This is a genomic window from Bradyrhizobium sp. F1.4.3, assembly GCF_040548375.1.
Taxonomy (GTDB): Bacteria; Pseudomonadota; Alphaproteobacteria; order Rhizobiales; family Xanthobacteraceae; genus Bradyrhizobium.
The window spans coordinates 86,143-101,579 of record NZ_JBEPRN010000022.1; the positions used below are offsets into that span (position 1 = coordinate 86,143).

A 15,437-nucleotide genomic window follows, 5' to 3' on the forward strand; every position below is an offset into this window, starting at 1 on the left:
CCTATTCGAAAGGCTTGTTCGCGCTAGCGGTATATGATTAGGCATAGGCCATGATCACATTCCCTGAGCACTTGCTGGAAGGCTACAAGGCCTTCGCCACCCAGCGGCTGCCGACCGAACAGAGCCGCTATCGCGAGCTATCGGTGAAAGGGCAGTTCCCGGAAGTGATGGTGATCGGCTGCTGCGATTCGCGCGTCTCACCCGAGGTGATCTTCGACGTCGGCCCGGGCGAGCTGTTCGTCGTCCGCAACATCGCCAATCTGGTGCCGGTGTATCAGCCCGACGGCAACGCGCATGGCGTCTCGGCGGCGCTTGAATATGCCGTGACGGTGCTGAAGGTGAAGCACATCGTGGTGCTCGGGCACGCGCAATGCGGCGGCATCCGCGCCTTCGTCGACAAGATCGAGCCGCTCACGCCCGGCGATTTCATCGGCAAATGGATGCAGATGTTCATCAAGCCGGGCGAAGTGGTCGAGCAGCGCGAGCGCGAGACGATGGCGCAGTTCGTCGAGCGCATCGAGAAGGCGGCAGTGTTCCGCAGCCTGGAAAACCTGATGACCTTCCCGTTCGTGCAGAAGGCGGTGGATGCCGGCCAGATGCAGACCCACGGCGCCTATTTCGGCGTCGCGGAGGGATCGTTGTTCGTGCTGGACAAGGCCGCGAAGGAATTTCGCAGCATCAGGGACGCGGCGTAGGCGATTTCATAAACTGTCGTATCAAGCGAGATCGTCGTCCCGGACAAGCGCAAGCGCAGATCCGGGACCCATAATCCCAGGCTTGTGTTGTCGCGCGAGCTGACAACCACGAATCTTCGCCAAACCACTTCCTGTGGTTATGGGTCCCGGATCTACGCGCGCTTTTGGCGCGCTTGTCCGGGACGACGGGAAGGTTGTGATAGTCGAACGAAGTCCTACGCCGCCTTCTTCTTCGCGCTGATCAGCTTGCGGTTGATCAAGACTTCCGCGATCTGGATCGCGTTGAGCGCGGCGCCCTTGCGCAGATTGTCCGACACGCACCACAGCACGAGACCGTTCTCCACCGTCGCATCCTCGCGGATGCGGCTGATATAGGTGGCGTCCTCGCCGGCCGCCTCATACGGCGTGGCGTAGCCGCCGGGCTCCTGCTTGTCGATGACGAGGCAGCCTGGCGCCGTGCGCAGGATGTCGCGCGCTTCATCGGCACTGATCGGATTCTCGAACTCGATGTTGACGGCCTCGGAGTGGCCGACGAACACCGGCACGCGCACGCAGGTCGCGGAAAGCTTGATCTTGGGATCAAGAATCTTCTTGGTCTCCATCATCATCTTCCACTCTTCTTTGGTGTAGCCGTCCTCCATGAAGACGTCGATGTGGGGGATGACGTTGAAGGCGATGCGCTTGGGGAATTTCTTCGCGACCAGCTCGTCATTGGTGTAGACGGCCTTGGTCTGCGAGAACAACTCGTCCATCCCGTCCTTGCCCGCGCCCGAGACCGATTGATAGGTCGAGACCACGACGCGCTTGATCGTCGCCTTGTCGTGCAAGGGCTTCAGCGCGACCACGAGCTGGGCGGTCGAGCAGTTCGGGTTGGCGATGATGTTCTTCTTCTTGAAGCCCGCTGTTGCGTCGGCGTTCACTTCCGGCACGATCAGCGGCACGTCCGGGTCCATGCGCCAGGCCGAGGAATTGTCGATCACGACCGTGCCGGCGGCGCCGATCTTCGGCGACCATTCCTTCGACACCTCGCCGCCCGCCGACATCAGGCAGATGTCGACATCGGAGAAATCGTAGTGCTCAAGCGCTTTGACCTTCAGGGTACGATCGCCATAGGAGACCTCGACGCCCATGCTGCGGCGTGACGCCAGGGCTACGACCTCGTCCGCGGGGAATTTGCGCTCATCGAGGATGTTGAGCATTTCCCGTCCGACATTGCCGGTCGCGCCGACGACTGCGACTTTGTAACCCATCGTTCACTCTCCGAGGAAAAAGCCCTTCCCGCGCATTCGCGCTTAAACAGGAAGAGCAGCGCTTCTATGCGAGAACCGGCCTCAAGACAACGTTGGACCATGCCCGAAGGCCGTGGATGCAGTCGCCAGAGGCCGGCACGGCCGCAACCCCCACCCAGATCCATCTGGCGCTCACCAATTTCGCCGACGAAGTCGTCGGCACGCTGGCGCTCCTGCTTGCCTATGTGGGGGCGCTGGCGCTGTTTGCCATCCTCGGCCTTGCCGCGCTCGGCCAGCTGCCGGATTTCCGCGACGATGAGCCCGCGCAGAAACCGGGCTGGAGCGAGGCCTCCCGCTCGCGTCCGGCCTTCGCCTTAAGCCGGCTCGTTTCATCAGAAAAACCAGCCTCTTACACCATCCTCAGGCACCCCGAGGGTGGCCGCAAAGACGTGATGCGCTGGACCGGCGAGGCGGACCAGCCTGTGGCCGAGCTCGAGATTTACCGGGAAGGCGGCGAATTCGATGTGGCTCGCCCGGCGACCGCGGACCTGGCCGTCAATTTGGCGGTCCAGATGGGCCTCGGTGCTGCCGTCACGCTTGAGCAGGCCGGCCTGATCGACACGAAATTCGGCCCCGTCGCCCTGTTCCGGCCGGCAGACAAGGCGAAGGGGGTGCAGGCTTGCCTGGGCTATCTCAAGCGCAACGAGGAGCCGGCGCTCCAGATCTCCGGCTTCTCCTGCCAGGGCGATACCGTGCCCGCCCAGCGTGCGGCGATCGCCTGCACGCTGAACCGGCTCACGTTGCTGACCTCCGGCAACGAGCCGAAGCTCGCGGAATTTTTCGCCCACGCCGAGCTCAAGCGCCGCGCATGCGATCCCACGGGGTCATCGGACTGGCTGCTTGGCGCCGCGAACGCGCAATTGCGCGGGGCGCTTTGACCGGCATCCAGCTCAAGTGGCTGGTTTGCATGCAACTTTTGCCTGCGCCCCTCATTATTCCGTCCCGGTGTGACCCAATAGACCTAGTTGCGGCCGCCCCGGCCGGACTAGTATGGGCGTGAAATCGACTGGCGGCTTGCCGCCTGAAGGGGACGTGATGAGCTCGAAATTCACTGCCGCGAACAAATTGGGCGCTAATAAATTGGCCGCGAACAATCTGGCGACCTGGCTTGCTGCGGGCGCCGTCATTGCCATCAGCCTCGCGACGCCGGCTTCGGCCGATACCAAGAAGCAGCGCTATGACGATCGCGGCCGGACCTATTACGGGCCGAGCGGTCCCAACGCGGTCTATCAGCAGGGACGCACCCGCATCTATGTGAGCAAGCGCTCCTGGCTCGACGGTGGCACCGAGGTCAATCCGGGCGACCGCAAGTTCAGCGACTACGCGTTCCCGCCGGCCGTGGGGTATCCGTCGTTTGCGCGCGAAAATCTCAACCGCCCGATCGATCGCCAGCCGCTCCCCACGCCGGCCGATCTCGGCGGCTATCCGCAGAATTTCCCGCTGTACTGAAGCGGACGCACCAACTGAATCGAAAAGGCCGGGCTGACGCCCGGCCTTTTTGTTTTATGGTGGCCTCTCGCTCTACCGGCCCGGCGCAAGCGTCGGATCGTAGCGCTCGCAGAATTGTTCGATCGCTTCGGAGCGGAAATCGCTCAAGCGCTCAAAGATGACCTCATCCGGCCAGTCCCACCAGGCGATGCGGCGCAGGCTTTCGGCGACCGAATCGACAAAGCGCTTACGGATGGCGCGCGCGGGAACGCCGCCAACGATCGTATAGGGCGGCACGTCGCGGCTGACGACTGCGCCCGCGGCGATCACCGCGCCGTCGCCGACGCTCACGCCCGGCAGCAGGATAGCGGCATGCCCGATCCAGCAATCATTGCCGACGATCACCCGGTCGCTACGCCGGTCCGCAAAGAAGTCGCGGTCACGTGTCGCCGTCGCATCGTAATATTCGGGGCAATAGGTGAACCGATGCTGCGACGGGCGGCCCATCGGATGGTTCGGCGCACCGATCCGTACCGAATTGGCAATGGCCGTGAACTTGCCGATCACGGCGTCGGCGACGTCGCAATTCTCTCCGAGATAGGAGTAGTCGCCGAGCGAAGAATATTCGATGCGCGTGTTGGAGAGGATCTCGCAGCGCCGCCCGATCTGCGCCTCGCGCAGGCGAACCGTCTCATGGATGATCGTTTCCGCGATCTTGGGGCGATGCGAGGCATCCATGAAGGGGCTCCGATGAAGTCGCAGCCCGGATGGAGCGCAGCGCAATCCGGGAAATCCAGCCGCTAGCGAGAAGGACCCGGATTTCGCTGCGCTCCATCCGGGCTAGGTATTCGCGGCCTTACGCGTGCAGCTTCTGCAATTCCTTCAAAATCGCTTCGCCCATCTGCGTGGTCGAGGCGGCCGTGGTGCCCTCCGACTTGATGTCGGCGGTGCGCAGGCCGCTGGCGAGCACGGCGGCGATCGCGGCATCGACCTTGTCGGCGAGCGCGCCCATGTCGAAGGAGTAGCGCAGCGCCATACCGAAGGACGAGATCATCGCGATCGGATTGGCGAGGCCCTGGCCGGCGATATCAGGCGCCGAGCCGTGCACGGGCTCGTACAGCGCCTTGCGCTTCTTGCTCTTGACGTCGACCTCGCCGAGCGAGGCCGAGGGCAGCATGCCGAGCGATCCCGTCAGCATCGCCGCGATGTCGGACAGCATGTCGCCGAACAGATTGTCGGTGACGATGACGTCGAACTGCTTCGGCGCCTTCACCAGCATCATGCCGCCGGAATCGGCGAGCTGGTGCTCGAGCGTCACGTCGGCATATTCGCGCTTGTGAACCTGCGTCACCACCTCGTTCCAGAGCACGCCCGACTTCATGACGTTGCGCTTTTCCATCGACGTCACCTTGTTCTTGCGCTTCCTGGCAAGCTCGAAGGCGACGCGGGCGATGCGCTCGATCTCATAGGTGTCGTAGACCTGGGTATCGATGGCGCGCTTCTGGCCGTTGCCGAGATCGGTGATGGTCTTGGGCTCGCCGAAATAGACGCCACCGGTGAGCTCGCGCACGATGACGATGTCGAGACCCTCGACCGCCTCGCGCTTCAGGCTGGAGGCATCAGCCAGCGCCGGATAGCACACGGCGGGACGCAGGTTGGCGAACAGGCCAAGATCCTTGCGCAGACGCAGGAGGCCAGCTTCGGGGCGCACCTCGTAAGGCACCGCATCCCATTTCGGGCCGCCGACCGCGCCGAAAATGATCGCGTCGGCGTCCTTGGCCTTGGTCATGTCGCCTTCCGAGATCGACACCTTGTGGGCGTCATAGGCGGAACCGCCGACGAGCCCGGTATCGGTCTCGAACTTGGCAATCCCGGCCGCATTGAGCCAGTCGATCAGCCGCTTCACCTCGCCCATCACCTCGGGGCCGATTCCGTCGCCGGGGAGCAGCAGCAGTTTGTGGGTCGCCATGGTCAGATCCTTCTCAATCCTGCGTCGTCATTCCGGGGCGCGAGCAGAGCGAGCGAGCTATGATGCGCAATTGCGCATCAGAGAATCCATCGGGCCACGGCGCAAGCGGGGAAATGGATTCCGGGCTCGCGCCAAAAGGCGCGCCGCGGAATGACGGCCGGCGGGATTGCTAGAGCGGCGTTGCGCGCTTGGCAAGACACCATTGCCGGGGCACGGCTGTGCAAGGCGGGCGGGGCCTGCCACACTGTGGGACGCCGGAGTACCCCTTGCACGCCCCTGACCGCCCCCTGCCCGAAGCCCATCCCGCGCGGCTGATCCTGACCCTGTCCCTCGCTGCGACGGTCGGGCTCGGCATCGGCCGCTTTGCCTATGCGCTGGTGCTGCCGGACATGCGGGAGGACCTCGGCTGGTCCTACTCGGCGGCCGGGTTCATGAACACCATCAACGCCGTCGGCTACCTCGTGGGCGCGCTGATGGCATCCCGGCTGATCCAGCGCGTCGGCTGGGCGGCGGCAATCCGCGGCGGAACCCTGGCCTGCCTCGTTGCACTTGCGGTCTGCGCTTTGACCGGGAATTTCGTCGCGCTGAGCCTGGCGCGGCTGGTGCTGGGCGTCGGCGCCGCGGCCGGATTCGTCGCCGGCGGCGCGCTGGCCGCGACCATCGCGCAGTCGCACCCCGAGCGCGGCAATTTCCTGCTCAGCCTGTTCTATGCCGGCCCCGGTGTCGGCATTCTCTGCTCCGGGTTGATCGCTCCATTCACGCTCCAGCATTTTGGGCCGGGCTCGTGGTGGATCGTATGGTGGGCGTTGACGCTGCTCTCGGCCGCGATGACCGTGCCGCTGTTCCTGACTCGCATTGAGAGCAACGCGCGCTTTACGGAGGCGGGTCACGCCTCGTTCGCGATTCCGCCCGTGCTGATCTATCTCGCCAGCTACTTCCTGTTCGGCGCGGGCTACATCGCCTACATGACCTTCATGATCGCCTATGTGCGCGACAGCGGCGGCGGCGCCGCGGCGCAGGCCGCGTTCTGGGGCCTGATCGGCGTCAGCGCGTTCGTCACGCCCTGGTTCTGGCGCCGCGTATTGGCGCTGGACCGCGGCGGGCTTGCCACCGCCATCATCCTCGGCACCAACGCCATCGGCGCCGGTCTGCCCATGCTGGGACATTCGACCGCGTGGCTCGCCGTCTCGGCGGTCGTGTTCGGCGTCGCCTTCTTCGCCGTCGTCGGTTCGACCACGGCGTTCGTACGTTTCAACTATCCGCCCGAAGTGTGGCCGCGCGCGATCGCGGCCATGACAATCTCATTCGGCGTCGGCCAGACGCTCGGCCCGATCGTGGTCGGCGCGATCACGGATGCGCTCGGGAGTTTGTCGTATGCGTTGAATGTATCGGCGGCGCTGCTGGCGCTCGGGGCGGTGGCGGCGCTGTGCCAGCGGAAGGTGGGGCCGGCGGCATAATCGGTGTCGTCCCGGCGAAGGCCGGGACCCATAACCACAGGGAACAGTTTGGCGAAGACCGGTCGTTCGGGACTGGCACCCCACAAGCGTCGATAGACCTCGCGGTATGGGTCCCGGCCTTCGCCGGGACGAAAACTAACTCCCGCTGAACGAATTATACCCCTGGTCTTCCCAATAGCCGCCCTTGTAGTCGTTGGTGACTTCCATCGACACCACGTATTTCGGGTTCTTGAAGCCGAGCTTGGTCGGCACGCGGATCTTCATCGGGAAGCCGTAGGCACGCGGCAGAATCTCGTTCGCATATTTGAACGTCATCTGCGTTTGCGGATGCAGCGCGGTGCGCATGTCGAGCGGCGAATTGTAGCCGTCCTTGTCGGCACACTGGAACCAGACATATTTTGCGCGGGTGTCGGCGCCGATCAACTTGAGGAAGTCGCGCAAGGGTGTGCCGGTCCAGCTTCCGATCGCGCTCCAGCCTTCGACGCAGATGTGGCGAGTAATCTGGGTGACCTGCGGCAGCTTGTAGAGCTCCGGAAGCGTCCACGATTTCTTGTTGTCGACGAGGCCGCGGACCTCGAGCTTCCAGGCTTCGCCATCGACCTCGGGTGCGTCGTCGAGATCGTAATAGGCGTTGAACGGGAACGGTTTCGTGATCGCGCTTTCCGGGAAGGTCGGCGCCAGCGCGTCGGGATTGAAAATGAAATCCTGCACGGCATCGTTGAATTTCGAAATCTTGGCCAGCAAGGTGTCGGCCGACGACGAGTCGACCACGTCGCAGCCGGTGAGCAGCGTCAGCGCGCCGAGGCTGGCACCGCCCGCGATGAAGCGGCGGCGGGTGAAGTCAGGCATCGTCTTGAGCGAGTCCTTGATCAGCAGCCGCTTGTCGACGCCGGGGATCAGGAATGAACGCTTCGCCATGATCTTCCTCCCTCTCAGCGGCCGATGATCATCGCGCGCAGGCTCTTCGGCACCAGCAGCGCGAGCGCGACGTGGACGACGAGGAACGCGCAGATCGCTGCCATGCAGAAGAAATGGACGTAGCGCGCGGTCGGATAGTCGCCGAACAGCGTCACCAGCCAGTGCAATTGCACCGGCTTCCACATCGACAGGCCCGACAGCACGATAAGCACGCCGACCACGATGATGCCGGCATAGAGCGCGCGCTGCACGTAATTGTAGACGCTGAGGTCGTCGTGGCCGAGCTTGAAGGTCAGCGCCGCTCTGACGTCGTGGATCACGCCCGACGGCGTGATCGGCAGCAGTTTCTTGCGGAAGCGGCCGGTGGCAAAGCCTGTAATGAGATAGGCAAGGCCGTTAACCATCAGCAGCCACATCGCCGCAAAATGCCAGAGCAGCGCGCCGCCGAGCCAGCCGCCCAGCGTGATATCGTGCGAGAAACGGAAGTCGAACAACGGCGAGGCGTTGTAGATCTGCCAGCCCGACATCATCATCAGGATCATGGCGACGGCATTGGTCCAGTGCATCGCCCTGACCCAGGCAGGCTGGATCACTTTGACTGGCGTGGTGCTGACCTGCTCGTCGGTCGCGGTGAGGCTCGACATGATGGTTCCGTCCTGTGGGATCGCATGACAGGAAATATACGCCAACACATCCGTTTTCGTTACGCCCCGCCCGCCATCGAATCGATGCCTGCGGAGCATCCTATTCACAATAAAGCGAGCCGGGTGTCACCGGCTCGCCGTTTCGCCTGCCCTGTCAGGGGGATGAAAAGGGCTTGCGCGGTGTTACGTCGCCGGCATCAGCACCGTGTCGACCACATGGATGACGCCGTTCGACTGGTTGACGTTGGCGATCGTCACCATCGCGGTGCCGCCCTTGGCGTCGACGATCCAGGTCTTGCCGTCCTGCTTCCTGATCGTGAGTTCCTCGCCCTCGACGGTCTTGAGCTTCTTGCCGTCGGTGAGGTCGGAGGCTTCGAGCCTGCCGGCCACGACATGGTAGGTCAGGATCTTGGTCAGGGTCGCCTTGTTCTCAGGCTTGACCAGGGTATCGACGGTGCCGGCCGGCAGCCTGCCGAAGGCGGCGTTGGTCGGCGCGAACACCGTGAACGGGCCCTTGCCTTCCAGCGTCGGGACGAGACCGGCCGCCTTCACCGCCGCCACCAGCGTGGTGTGGTCCTTCGAGTTGACGGCATTCTGGACGATGTTCTTCGAGGGGAACATCGCGGCGCCGCCGACCATGACGGTCTTTTCCTCGGCGCGGGCGGGCGCGACCACGGTCGCGGTGACGGCCAGCGCGCTGAAGGCCGCAGCGGTGAGATAGGCAATGCGCTTCGACATGGAGAAACTCCCGATTGAATTGTGACCGGCGGTTGCCGGCGTTTGCGTTGGGGCAACAACGGCGGCTGCGACAGTTTGACGTGAAGCAGTCACGCGTCGTTGGCTCGAACTACGGGACGATCTGCGAAACGGTTTCGGGAAATAATTTATCGTGATGCGTGAAACTAAGCGCGGGGATGTTCGTGTGGCAGCGCGAGCGCGCCACACTCTCCATTGTCGTCCCGGGCTCGCGACTTCGTCGCGCCCCGGGACGACGAGCGGAGAGTGTGGCGCGTTGCGTGCCTCAATCCCTGCTCAACGGCGTCTGAATGAACCCGCGATTATGCGTCGGGCTGATCAGGAGCTCATTGATGCAGACGCGCGGCGGCATGCTTGCGATGAACGCGATGGTGTGGCCGAGATCTTCGGATTGCAGCATCTTGGCCTGCTCCTCCTCGCTCGGCACCACCGGACGCAGCTTGAGGATGGGCGTGGCCACCTCGCCCGGCATCAGGCAGCAGGCGCGCAGGCCATTGACGCATTCATCCATGTTGAAGGAATGGGTCAGCGCCAGCACCGCATGTTTGGTGGTGGTGTAGGCCGGCCCCGGCATCTTGGAGACGTGACGGCCGGCCCAGGACGAGACGTTGATGATCGAGCCGTCTTTTTGTTTGCGCATCGTCGGCAACACCGCGCGCATGCAATAGAGCACGCCGTTGAGATTGACCTGGACCAGCTTGTCCCAGCCCTCCAGTTCCATGTCCTTCCAGCTCCGCTTCGGGACATTGATGCCGGCATTGTTCACGAGCAGATCGATCCGGCCGTGCTTCGCAACGATTTGATCGGCCGCCTTCTGGGCGTCAGCCGCGACGGCTACGTCGAAGGCAATGGCCTCGGCGGCTCCGCCGGCCTTTGTGATCTTCGCCACCACGGTCTCCAAGGCGTCCTTGCGGCGTCCGGAGACCACCACCGTCCAGCCGTCGGCCGCAAGCGCCTCGGCGCCGGCTTCCCCGATCCCGCTGCCGCCGCCCGTGACCCAGGCCACGCGTTTCCCGTTTTTGGTCATGCAAACTGTCTCCGTTGCTTCTTCGGGGCGGTTTTTGCTAATCCAGCCCTCGGTTTTGACCGGCCTTGTCTTACAAGCCTTGCGGTCGAGGAAATCTTGCATGAACCAAGCTGCCAACGCCAACCTGTTTTCCCGCCTGTTCGACGGCCTGGACGATCCCAAACGCCTCGCGATCGAGACGCATGATGGGGCCCATATCAGCTATGGCGACCTGATCGCGCGCGCGGGCCAGATGGCGAACGTGCTGGTCGCGCGCGGCGTGAAGCCGGGCGACCGCGTTGCAGTGCAGGTGGAAAAATCCGTCGCCAATATCGTGCTGTACCTCGGCACCGTACGGGCCGGCGCAGTGTATCTGCCGCTCAACACAGCCTATACGCTGAACGAGCTCGATTACTTCATCGGCGATGCAGAGCCTTCGCTGGTGGTCTGCGATCCGTCCAAGGCGGAAGGCCTCGCCCCGATCGCCGCCAAGGTGAAGGCCAGGGTCGAGACGCTCGGGCCTGATGGCAAGGGCTCGCTAACGGAAGCCGCCGACAAGGCGAGCAGCGACTTCGCGACCGTTCCGCGGGCGAACGACGATCTTGCCGCGATCCTCTACACGTCCGGCACCACCGGCCGCTCCAAGGGCGCGATGCTGACGCACGACAATCTGGCGTCGAACTCGCTGAGCCTCGTCGGCTACTGGCGCTTCACCGACAAGGACGTGCTGATCCACGCGCTGCCGATCTACCACACCCACGGCCTGTTCGTGGCGACCAATGTGACGCTGTTTGCGCGCGCCGCGATGATCTTCCTGCCGAAGCTCGACCCGGACCTGATCATCAAGCTGATGGCGCGCGCCACCGTGCTGATGGGCGTGCCGACGTTCTACACGCGCCTCTTGCAAAATTCCGCGCTGTCGCGCGAGACCACAAAACACATGCGGCTGTTCATCTCGGGCTCGGCGCCACTGCTCGCCGAAACCCATCGCGAATGGTCGGCGCGCACCGGGCACGCCGTGCTCGAACGCTACGGGATGACCGAGACCAACATGAACACCTCGAACCCCTATGACGGCGAGCGTGTGCCCGGCGCGGTCGGCTTTCCCCTTCCTGGTGTCTCCGTACGCGTCACCGATCCCGAAACGGCCAAGGAATTGCCGCGCGAGGAGATCGGCATGATCGAGGTCAGGGGCCCGAACGTGTTCAGGGGCTACTGGCGCATGCCGGAGAAGACCAAGGCCGAATTCCGGCCCGACGGTTTCTTCATCACCGGCGATCTCGGCAAGATCGACGGCAAGGGCTACGTCCACATCCTCGGCCGCGGCAAGGATCTCGTGATCTCCGGCGGCTTCAACGTCTATCCGAAGGAAATCGAGAGCGAGATCGACGCCATGCCCGGCGTGATCGAATCCGCCGTGATCGGCGTGCCGCACGCCGATTTCGGCGAGGGCGTCACGGCGGTGCTGGTCTGCAACAAGGGCGCCAATGTCAGCGAGGCTTCGGTGCTCAGCGCGCTCGACGGGCGGCTGGCCAAATTCAAGATGCCCAAGCGCGTCTTCGTCGTCAACGAACTGCCGCGCAACACCATGGGCAAGGTGCAGAAGAACGTGCTGCGGGATACGTACAAGGATATTTACGCGAAGTAGTAGGGACGCAATTGCGCCGGACTGGGGGACGCATGAAACGCGAGCAGGCCATTCGGATCAACGATCATCTTCTTGATGCTTGCGAGGCCCTCGACCAGGCTCGAATGGCCATCGCAGCACTTGGCAAGGCCAAGCGGATCGAGCTCGGAGACTGGCTTGACGCCATCGTCGGCGCTCTGGATGACAACCTGCTCGTACCAATTTACGAACAGCACCCGGATCTGGAGCCTCCCGAAGCCGGCTGGGAGGAACCGACAGTTAATAGTGAGCTCGCATGGGCCGACGTGCAGCTCCCGTCGTCAGTGACCGAGCAGCAGCTGGACGAGGTCATTTTCTCGCTCCTGACGGCGCGCTGGAAAAAGACCGCCGCGATAGCGGTTCTCGCGGAGATGCAATTCAAACAAGCTGGATTACCTATAACCAGCGAAATCATCGCGGCCCGATTGAAGATGCTCTCCGACGCCGACCGCATCGAGGGAATCGGCGATATTCGCATGTGGCGTCACAGCGAAGTGCGATTGAAGGACGGGCCGATCAACTAGTGTCCGCCCACGAGGCTTATCACAAACCGGCTGCCGACAATGAAGAGATAGCAGCCGAACGCGGTCTCCAGCGTCCGCTTCGACATCGCGTGCGCGGCCCTCACGCCGAGCGGTGCGGTGACGAGACTCATCGGCATCACCAGCACGGCGCCGATCAGCGAGACGTAACCGAGCGCGAACGGGACTTGCAGCGCCGCGACGCGGGGAAAGGTCGCCGCGGCCGGCCAACCGGCATAGATGTAGCCGAGCGCGCCGGGGATCGAGATCAGCACCGCGAGCGCCGACGAGGTCGCGACCGCCTGATGGATTGGACGCCCGTAAAACGTCATCAGCAGGTTCGAGAACAATCCGCCGCCGATGCCCATCAGCGTCGACAAGATGCCGACGCAGAAGCCGTAGACGCGCATCATCGGGCCCTTCGGCATATCGTCGCCAAGCTTCCAGGTTTCGCGCGCGAAGATCAGCCGCACCGCCGCTGAATAGGCGACGCAGACGAAGACGATCTTGAACAGCCGCTCCGGCGCGTAGCGCGCGGCCACGCTGCCGGCGACGACGCCGATCAGGATCGGAAGCCACCAGACGCGCAAGATCGACATGTCGACCGCGCCGCGCTTGTAGTGCGCCTGAAACGAACGGATCGAGGTCGGGATGATCACCGCAAGCGAAGTGCCGACGCAAAGCGGCATGCGCACCTCGAGCGGCACGCCGGCGACGCGGAAGCATTCGTAAAACACCGGCACGAGGATCGCACCGCCGCCGATGCCGAACACGCCGGCCAGGAATCCGGACAGTGCACCGACTGCGATCAGCAGCAGCGCGAGCTCCACGAGTTCGGAGATATCGAGACCTGCCATCAGTACGTCCAGCGCCCGGTTCGCATTTGCGCCGTTACATAAACCCTTTCACATTCTGCGACTATGGGCGAAGCTAGGCGGACTATCTTGCGAAATACGGAAGGGTGGCATGGACCAGCTCGCGGCGATGGCGACCTTTGTCCGGGCTGTGGATGCCGGCAGCCTCTCCGCGGCGGCGCGGGCATTGCCGAGTTCGCTGACGTCGGTGAGCCGGCAGATTTCCGCGCTGGAGCAGCACTTCGGCACACGGCTGCTCGTGCGTACGACGCGGCAGCTGGCGCTCACGGAAGACGGACGCATTCTCTACGAACGTGCAAAATCGATTCTCGACGAGGTCAGGGAGATCGAGGAGGCGTTGGCGGGGAACCGCCTGGAGCCGACGGGGCGCCTGCGCGTCAGTGCGCCGACATTGATGGGACGTTTGCTGATCGCGCCGCTGCTGGGCGATTTCCTGCGCGCCCATCCATCGCTCGCCGTCGACCTGCTGCTGGTTGATCGCACTGTCGACCTGATCGAAGAGGACGTTCATTTGGCGCTTCGGGTCGGGCGCGTTCCGGACTCGCAGCTTTTGATGCGAAAACTCGCCGAGGTGCAGATGATTCACTGCGCCTCGCCCGACTACCTCGCGCACCGTGGCGAGCCAAAAATCCCATCCGATCTGGCGCAGCACGATTGCCTGGTTTTCTCCGACGCACCCGGCGTTGCGACCTGGCGATTCGGCCGCGACGCGAAGAACGGATCGAGGATCCGCCTCTCGGGACGGCTTTGGGTCAACAGCCTCGATGCGCTCGTCACGGCAGCAGAGGCGGGCGCCGGCGTCGTCCGCGTGCCGTCATGGCAGGTGGAGAGACAGCTAGCCGAGGGGCGCCTGCGGCGTCTGTTGCGCGAGCACGAGCCGGCGCCGGCGCCGCTCCACGCCCTCTATCAGCCGTCGCGTCTGGGGTCCGCGAAGATTCGCGCTTTCATCGACTTCCTGATCGAACGATGGCGCGGGAGCGATCCGCTCAGCCGGTGATCTTGGTGGCGGGGTGGGATGCAGGAGATGCATATCCGCCGCCCGCTGCAAAACCGGACCGGCGAACGGCAATTCGAGACGTCTCGATGGTGAAGCGAGCACGCCGAGCCGGCATGAACTGACCAGTTCGAACTGCCAACGATCCGCGATCGCTTAGAGGCGTTCCAATAGTAATTTCAACGTCCCGGGCGCGTACACAAAAGAAAGAATTTATATTCAATCTTTGGTCGATGCGCCAACGCCCTGGTATACCAAGCCTCTAATTGGGCTTGGTTCATCAACGCCATAGCGCTGAACGCCGGTTCGATTTATGGCGATTTGGAGATTGCGCAGGCGGAATCGACTCCGTAAATAGAACCGACCTTTCGCGATCCCCGCGCGCCCCCTGCTGGGCCGCCATCAGACATCAAAGCCCATGACCGCACGGATCGAACGACCGCTTTCACCACACATGCAAGTCTACCGCTGGACGCTGACGATGGCTCTGTCCATCGTCCATCGCGCCACCGGTATCGCCCTTTATGTCGGAACCCTGCTGCTGGTCTGGTGGCTGGTCGCGGCGGCCTCCGGCCCGGCCGCCTATGCCAACGTCCAGGCCTTCACCGGCAGCATCATCGGGCGCCTGATCGTGTTCGGCTACACTTGGGCGCTGATGCACCATATGTTGAGCGGCATCCGGCACTTCGTGTGGGACCTCGGCTACGGCTTCAAGGCCAATGAACGCGAAGCGCTGACCTGGGGGGCGCTGATCGGCGGCATCGTGCTGACGGTGCTGATCTGGATCATCGCCTACGCGATCGGAGGCGGACGATGAGCACAGCCGACACGCCGAAGCGCAGCATGCGCACACCGCTTGGCCGCGTCCGCAATCTCGGCGCGGCGCATTCCGGCACATCCGATTTCTTGCGCCAGCGCATCACGGCCGTGGCGATGACGCTGCTGATGATCCCCGTGATCGTGATCATCATGATGCTGCTCGGCCGCAACCAGGCCGGTGCCGCGCAGATCCTCGGTTCGCTGCCGATCGCGGTGCTCCTGCTGCTCTTCATCGTCGCCAGCGCCTGGCACATGAAGATCGGCATGCAGGTCGTGATCGAGGACTACGTCCATAACGAGAAGCTGAAGCTCGTCTCGATCATGCTCAACAATTTCTTCGCGATCGCCGTGGCACTTGCCTCGACCTATGCGATTCTGAAGCTTTCATCCGGAGTGTAAC

Annotated in this window: 17 protein-coding genes; 9 read left to right on the forward strand and 8 right to left on the reverse strand. The window is 63.5% G+C overall.

Translation table 11 applies throughout. The features are described 5' to 3' along the window. Positions 1–50 precede the first annotated feature (50 nt). Entirely contained in the window at positions 51–695 is a 645-nt protein-coding gene (locus ABIB73_RS34000; RefSeq protein WP_354231400.1) for a carbonic anhydrase, read from the forward strand. Positions 696–910: 215 nt separating this feature from the next. Here the strand turns inward: ABIB73_RS34000 and ABIB73_RS34005 are convergent, their stop codons facing one another. Then, positions 911–1,945 carry an aspartate-semialdehyde dehydrogenase gene (locus ABIB73_RS34005; protein WP_354231402.1) on the reverse strand — a complete coding sequence of 345 codons (1,035 nt, stop codon included), beginning with the start codon at positions 1,943–1,945 and terminating at the stop codon, positions 911–913. A 116-nt stretch (positions 1,946–2,061) separates the two neighbouring features. Here ABIB73_RS34005 and ABIB73_RS34010 point away from each other — a divergent pair, with 116 nt between their 5' ends. Together ABIB73_RS34010 and ABIB73_RS34015 are read left to right on the forward strand one after the other, a co-directional pair. Next, positions 2,062–2,862 carry a hypothetical protein gene (locus tag ABIB73_RS34010; RefSeq protein WP_354231404.1) on the forward strand — a complete coding sequence of 267 codons (801 nt, stop codon included), beginning with the start codon at positions 2,062–2,064 and terminating at the stop codon, positions 2,860–2,862. Between the two features lie 157 nt (positions 2,863–3,019). Continuing rightward, positions 3,020–3,433, forward strand: a complete 414-nt coding sequence (locus ABIB73_RS34015) for a hypothetical protein (RefSeq protein WP_354231405.1) — start codon at positions 3,020–3,022, stop codon at positions 3,431–3,433. 72 nt (positions 3,434–3,505) lie between these two features. On the opposite strand, the gene ABIB73_RS34020 is transcribed toward ABIB73_RS34015, so the two are convergent. Together ABIB73_RS34020 and leuB are read right to left on the reverse strand one after the other, a co-directional pair. Next, a complete protein-coding gene (locus ABIB73_RS34020; RefSeq protein WP_354231407.1) occupies positions 3,506–4,150 on the reverse strand; it encodes a DapH/DapD/GlmU-related protein in 645 nt (214 codons plus the stop codon). Between the two features lie 118 nt (positions 4,151–4,268). Beyond that, positions 4,269–5,381 (reverse strand): 3-isopropylmalate dehydrogenase, encoded by a 1,113-nt coding sequence (gene leuB, locus ABIB73_RS34025; protein ID WP_354231409.1) that lies wholly within the window; start codon positions 5,379–5,381, stop codon positions 4,269–4,271. Positions 5,382–5,647: 266 nt separating this feature from the next. Between leuB and ABIB73_RS34030 the strand changes: the two genes are divergently transcribed. Continuing rightward, entirely contained in the window at positions 5,648–6,838 is a 1,191-nt protein-coding gene (locus ABIB73_RS34030; protein WP_354231411.1) for a YbfB/YjiJ family MFS transporter, read from the forward strand. A gap of 135 nt (positions 6,839–6,973) precedes the next feature. On the opposite strand, the gene ABIB73_RS34035 is transcribed toward ABIB73_RS34030, so the two are convergent. The 4 genes from ABIB73_RS34035 to ABIB73_RS34050 all read right to left on the reverse strand — a co-directional run bounded on the left by ABIB73_RS34035 (position 6,974) and on the right by ABIB73_RS34050 (position 10,183). Then, complete coding sequence (locus ABIB73_RS34035) at positions 6,974–7,756, reverse strand: molybdopterin-binding protein (protein ID WP_354231413.1); 783 nt, start codon at positions 7,754–7,756, stop codon at positions 6,974–6,976. Positions 7,757–7,770: 14 nt separating this feature from the next. Further along, positions 7,771–8,400 (reverse strand): cytochrome b/b6 domain-containing protein, encoded by a 630-nt coding sequence (locus ABIB73_RS34040; protein WP_354231415.1) that lies wholly within the window; start codon positions 8,398–8,400, stop codon positions 7,771–7,773. Between the two features lie 183 nt (positions 8,401–8,583). Further along, on the reverse strand, positions 8,584–9,138 hold the full coding sequence (locus ABIB73_RS34045; RefSeq protein WP_354231417.1) for a fasciclin domain-containing protein: 555 nt from the start codon (positions 9,136–9,138) through the stop codon (positions 8,584–8,586). A 283-nt stretch (positions 9,139–9,421) separates the two neighbouring features. After that, a complete protein-coding gene (locus tag ABIB73_RS34050; RefSeq protein ID WP_354231418.1) occupies positions 9,422–10,183 on the reverse strand; it encodes an SDR family oxidoreductase in 762 nt (253 codons plus the stop codon). A 100-nt stretch (positions 10,184–10,283) separates the two neighbouring features. On the opposite strand from ABIB73_RS34050, the gene ABIB73_RS34055 reads away from it, so the two are divergent. Beyond that, entirely contained in the window at positions 10,284–11,810 is a 1,527-nt protein-coding gene (locus ABIB73_RS34055) for a malonate--CoA ligase (protein ID WP_354231420.1), read from the forward strand. A 32-nt stretch (positions 11,811–11,842) separates the two neighbouring features. Continuing rightward, positions 11,843–12,352: a hypothetical protein gene (locus ABIB73_RS34060; protein ID WP_354231422.1), complete on the forward strand. Its 510-nt coding sequence runs from the start codon at positions 11,843–11,845 to the stop codon at positions 12,350–12,352. Here the strand turns inward: ABIB73_RS34060 and ABIB73_RS34065 are convergent. Beyond that, a complete protein-coding gene (locus ABIB73_RS34065; RefSeq protein ID WP_354231471.1) occupies positions 12,349–13,209 on the reverse strand; it encodes a sulfite exporter TauE/SafE family protein in 861 nt (286 codons plus the stop codon). The genes ABIB73_RS34060 and ABIB73_RS34065 overlap by 4 nt on opposite strands. Positions 13,210–13,315: 106 nt before the next feature. Between ABIB73_RS34065 and ABIB73_RS34070 the strand changes: the two genes are divergently transcribed. The 3 genes from ABIB73_RS34070 to sdhD all read left to right on the forward strand — a co-directional run bounded on the left by ABIB73_RS34070 (position 13,316) and on the right by sdhD (position 15,436). Beyond that, the gene (locus ABIB73_RS34070; protein WP_354231424.1) at positions 13,316–14,221 is read left to right on the forward strand and encodes a LysR family transcriptional regulator; all 906 of its coding nucleotides are present in this window, start codon (positions 13,316–13,318) and stop codon (positions 14,219–14,221) included. A gap of 415 nt (positions 14,222–14,636) precedes the next feature. Then, on the forward strand, positions 14,637–15,035 hold the full coding sequence (sdhC, locus tag ABIB73_RS34075) for a succinate dehydrogenase, cytochrome b556 subunit (protein ID WP_354231426.1): 399 nt from the start codon (positions 14,637–14,639) through the stop codon (positions 15,033–15,035). Further along, entirely contained in the window at positions 15,032–15,436 is a 405-nt protein-coding gene (gene sdhD / locus ABIB73_RS34080; protein WP_354231428.1) for a succinate dehydrogenase, hydrophobic membrane anchor protein, read from the forward strand. The genes sdhC and sdhD overlap by 4 nt, the downstream gene beginning before the upstream one ends. The last annotated feature ends 1 nt before the right edge of the window (position 15,437 follow it).

Excerpts from the sequence above, each read along its gene's own strand:
- ABIB73_RS34000 (WP_354231400.1), top strand. The coding sequence starts at position 51 with ATGATCACATTCCCTGAGCACTTGCTGGAAGGCTACAAGGCCTTCGCC.
- ABIB73_RS34005 (WP_354231402.1), bottom strand. The coding sequence starts at position 1,945 with ATGGGTTACAAAGTCGCAGTCGTCGGCGCGACCGGCAATGTCGGACGG.
- ABIB73_RS34010 (WP_354231404.1), top strand. The coding sequence starts at position 2,062 with ATGCAGTCGCCAGAGGCCGGCACGGCCGCAACCCCCACCCAGATCCAT.
- ABIB73_RS34015 (WP_354231405.1), top strand. The coding sequence starts at position 3,020 with ATGAGCTCGAAATTCACTGCCGCGAACAAATTGGGCGCTAATAAATTG.
- ABIB73_RS34020 (WP_354231407.1), bottom strand. The coding sequence starts at position 4,150 with ATGGATGCCTCGCATCGCCCCAAGATCGCGGAAACGATCATCCATGAG.
- leuB (WP_354231409.1), bottom strand. The coding sequence starts at position 5,381 with ATGGCGACCCACAAACTGCTGCTGCTCCCCGGCGACGGAATCGGCCCC.
- ABIB73_RS34035 (WP_354231413.1), bottom strand. The coding sequence starts at position 7,756 with ATGGCGAAGCGTTCATTCCTGATCCCCGGCGTCGACAAGCGGCTGCTG.
- ABIB73_RS34040 (WP_354231415.1), bottom strand. The coding sequence starts at position 8,400 with ATGTCGAGCCTCACCGCGACCGACGAGCAGGTCAGCACCACGCCAGTC.
- ABIB73_RS34045 (WP_354231417.1), bottom strand. The coding sequence starts at position 9,138 with ATGTCGAAGCGCATTGCCTATCTCACCGCTGCGGCCTTCAGCGCGCTG.
- ABIB73_RS34050 (WP_354231418.1), bottom strand. The coding sequence starts at position 10,183 with ATGACCAAAAACGGGAAACGCGTGGCCTGGGTCACGGGCGGCGGCAGC.
- ABIB73_RS34055 (WP_354231420.1), top strand. The coding sequence starts at position 10,284 with ATGAACCAAGCTGCCAACGCCAACCTGTTTTCCCGCCTGTTCGACGGC.
- ABIB73_RS34060 (WP_354231422.1), top strand. The coding sequence starts at position 11,843 with ATGAAACGCGAGCAGGCCATTCGGATCAACGATCATCTTCTTGATGCT.
- ABIB73_RS34070 (WP_354231424.1), top strand. The coding sequence starts at position 13,316 with ATGGACCAGCTCGCGGCGATGGCGACCTTTGTCCGGGCTGTGGATGCC.
- sdhC (WP_354231426.1), top strand. The coding sequence starts at position 14,637 with ATGACCGCACGGATCGAACGACCGCTTTCACCACACATGCAAGTCTAC.
- sdhD (WP_354231428.1), top strand. The coding sequence starts at position 15,032 with ATGAGCACAGCCGACACGCCGAAGCGCAGCATGCGCACACCGCTTGGC.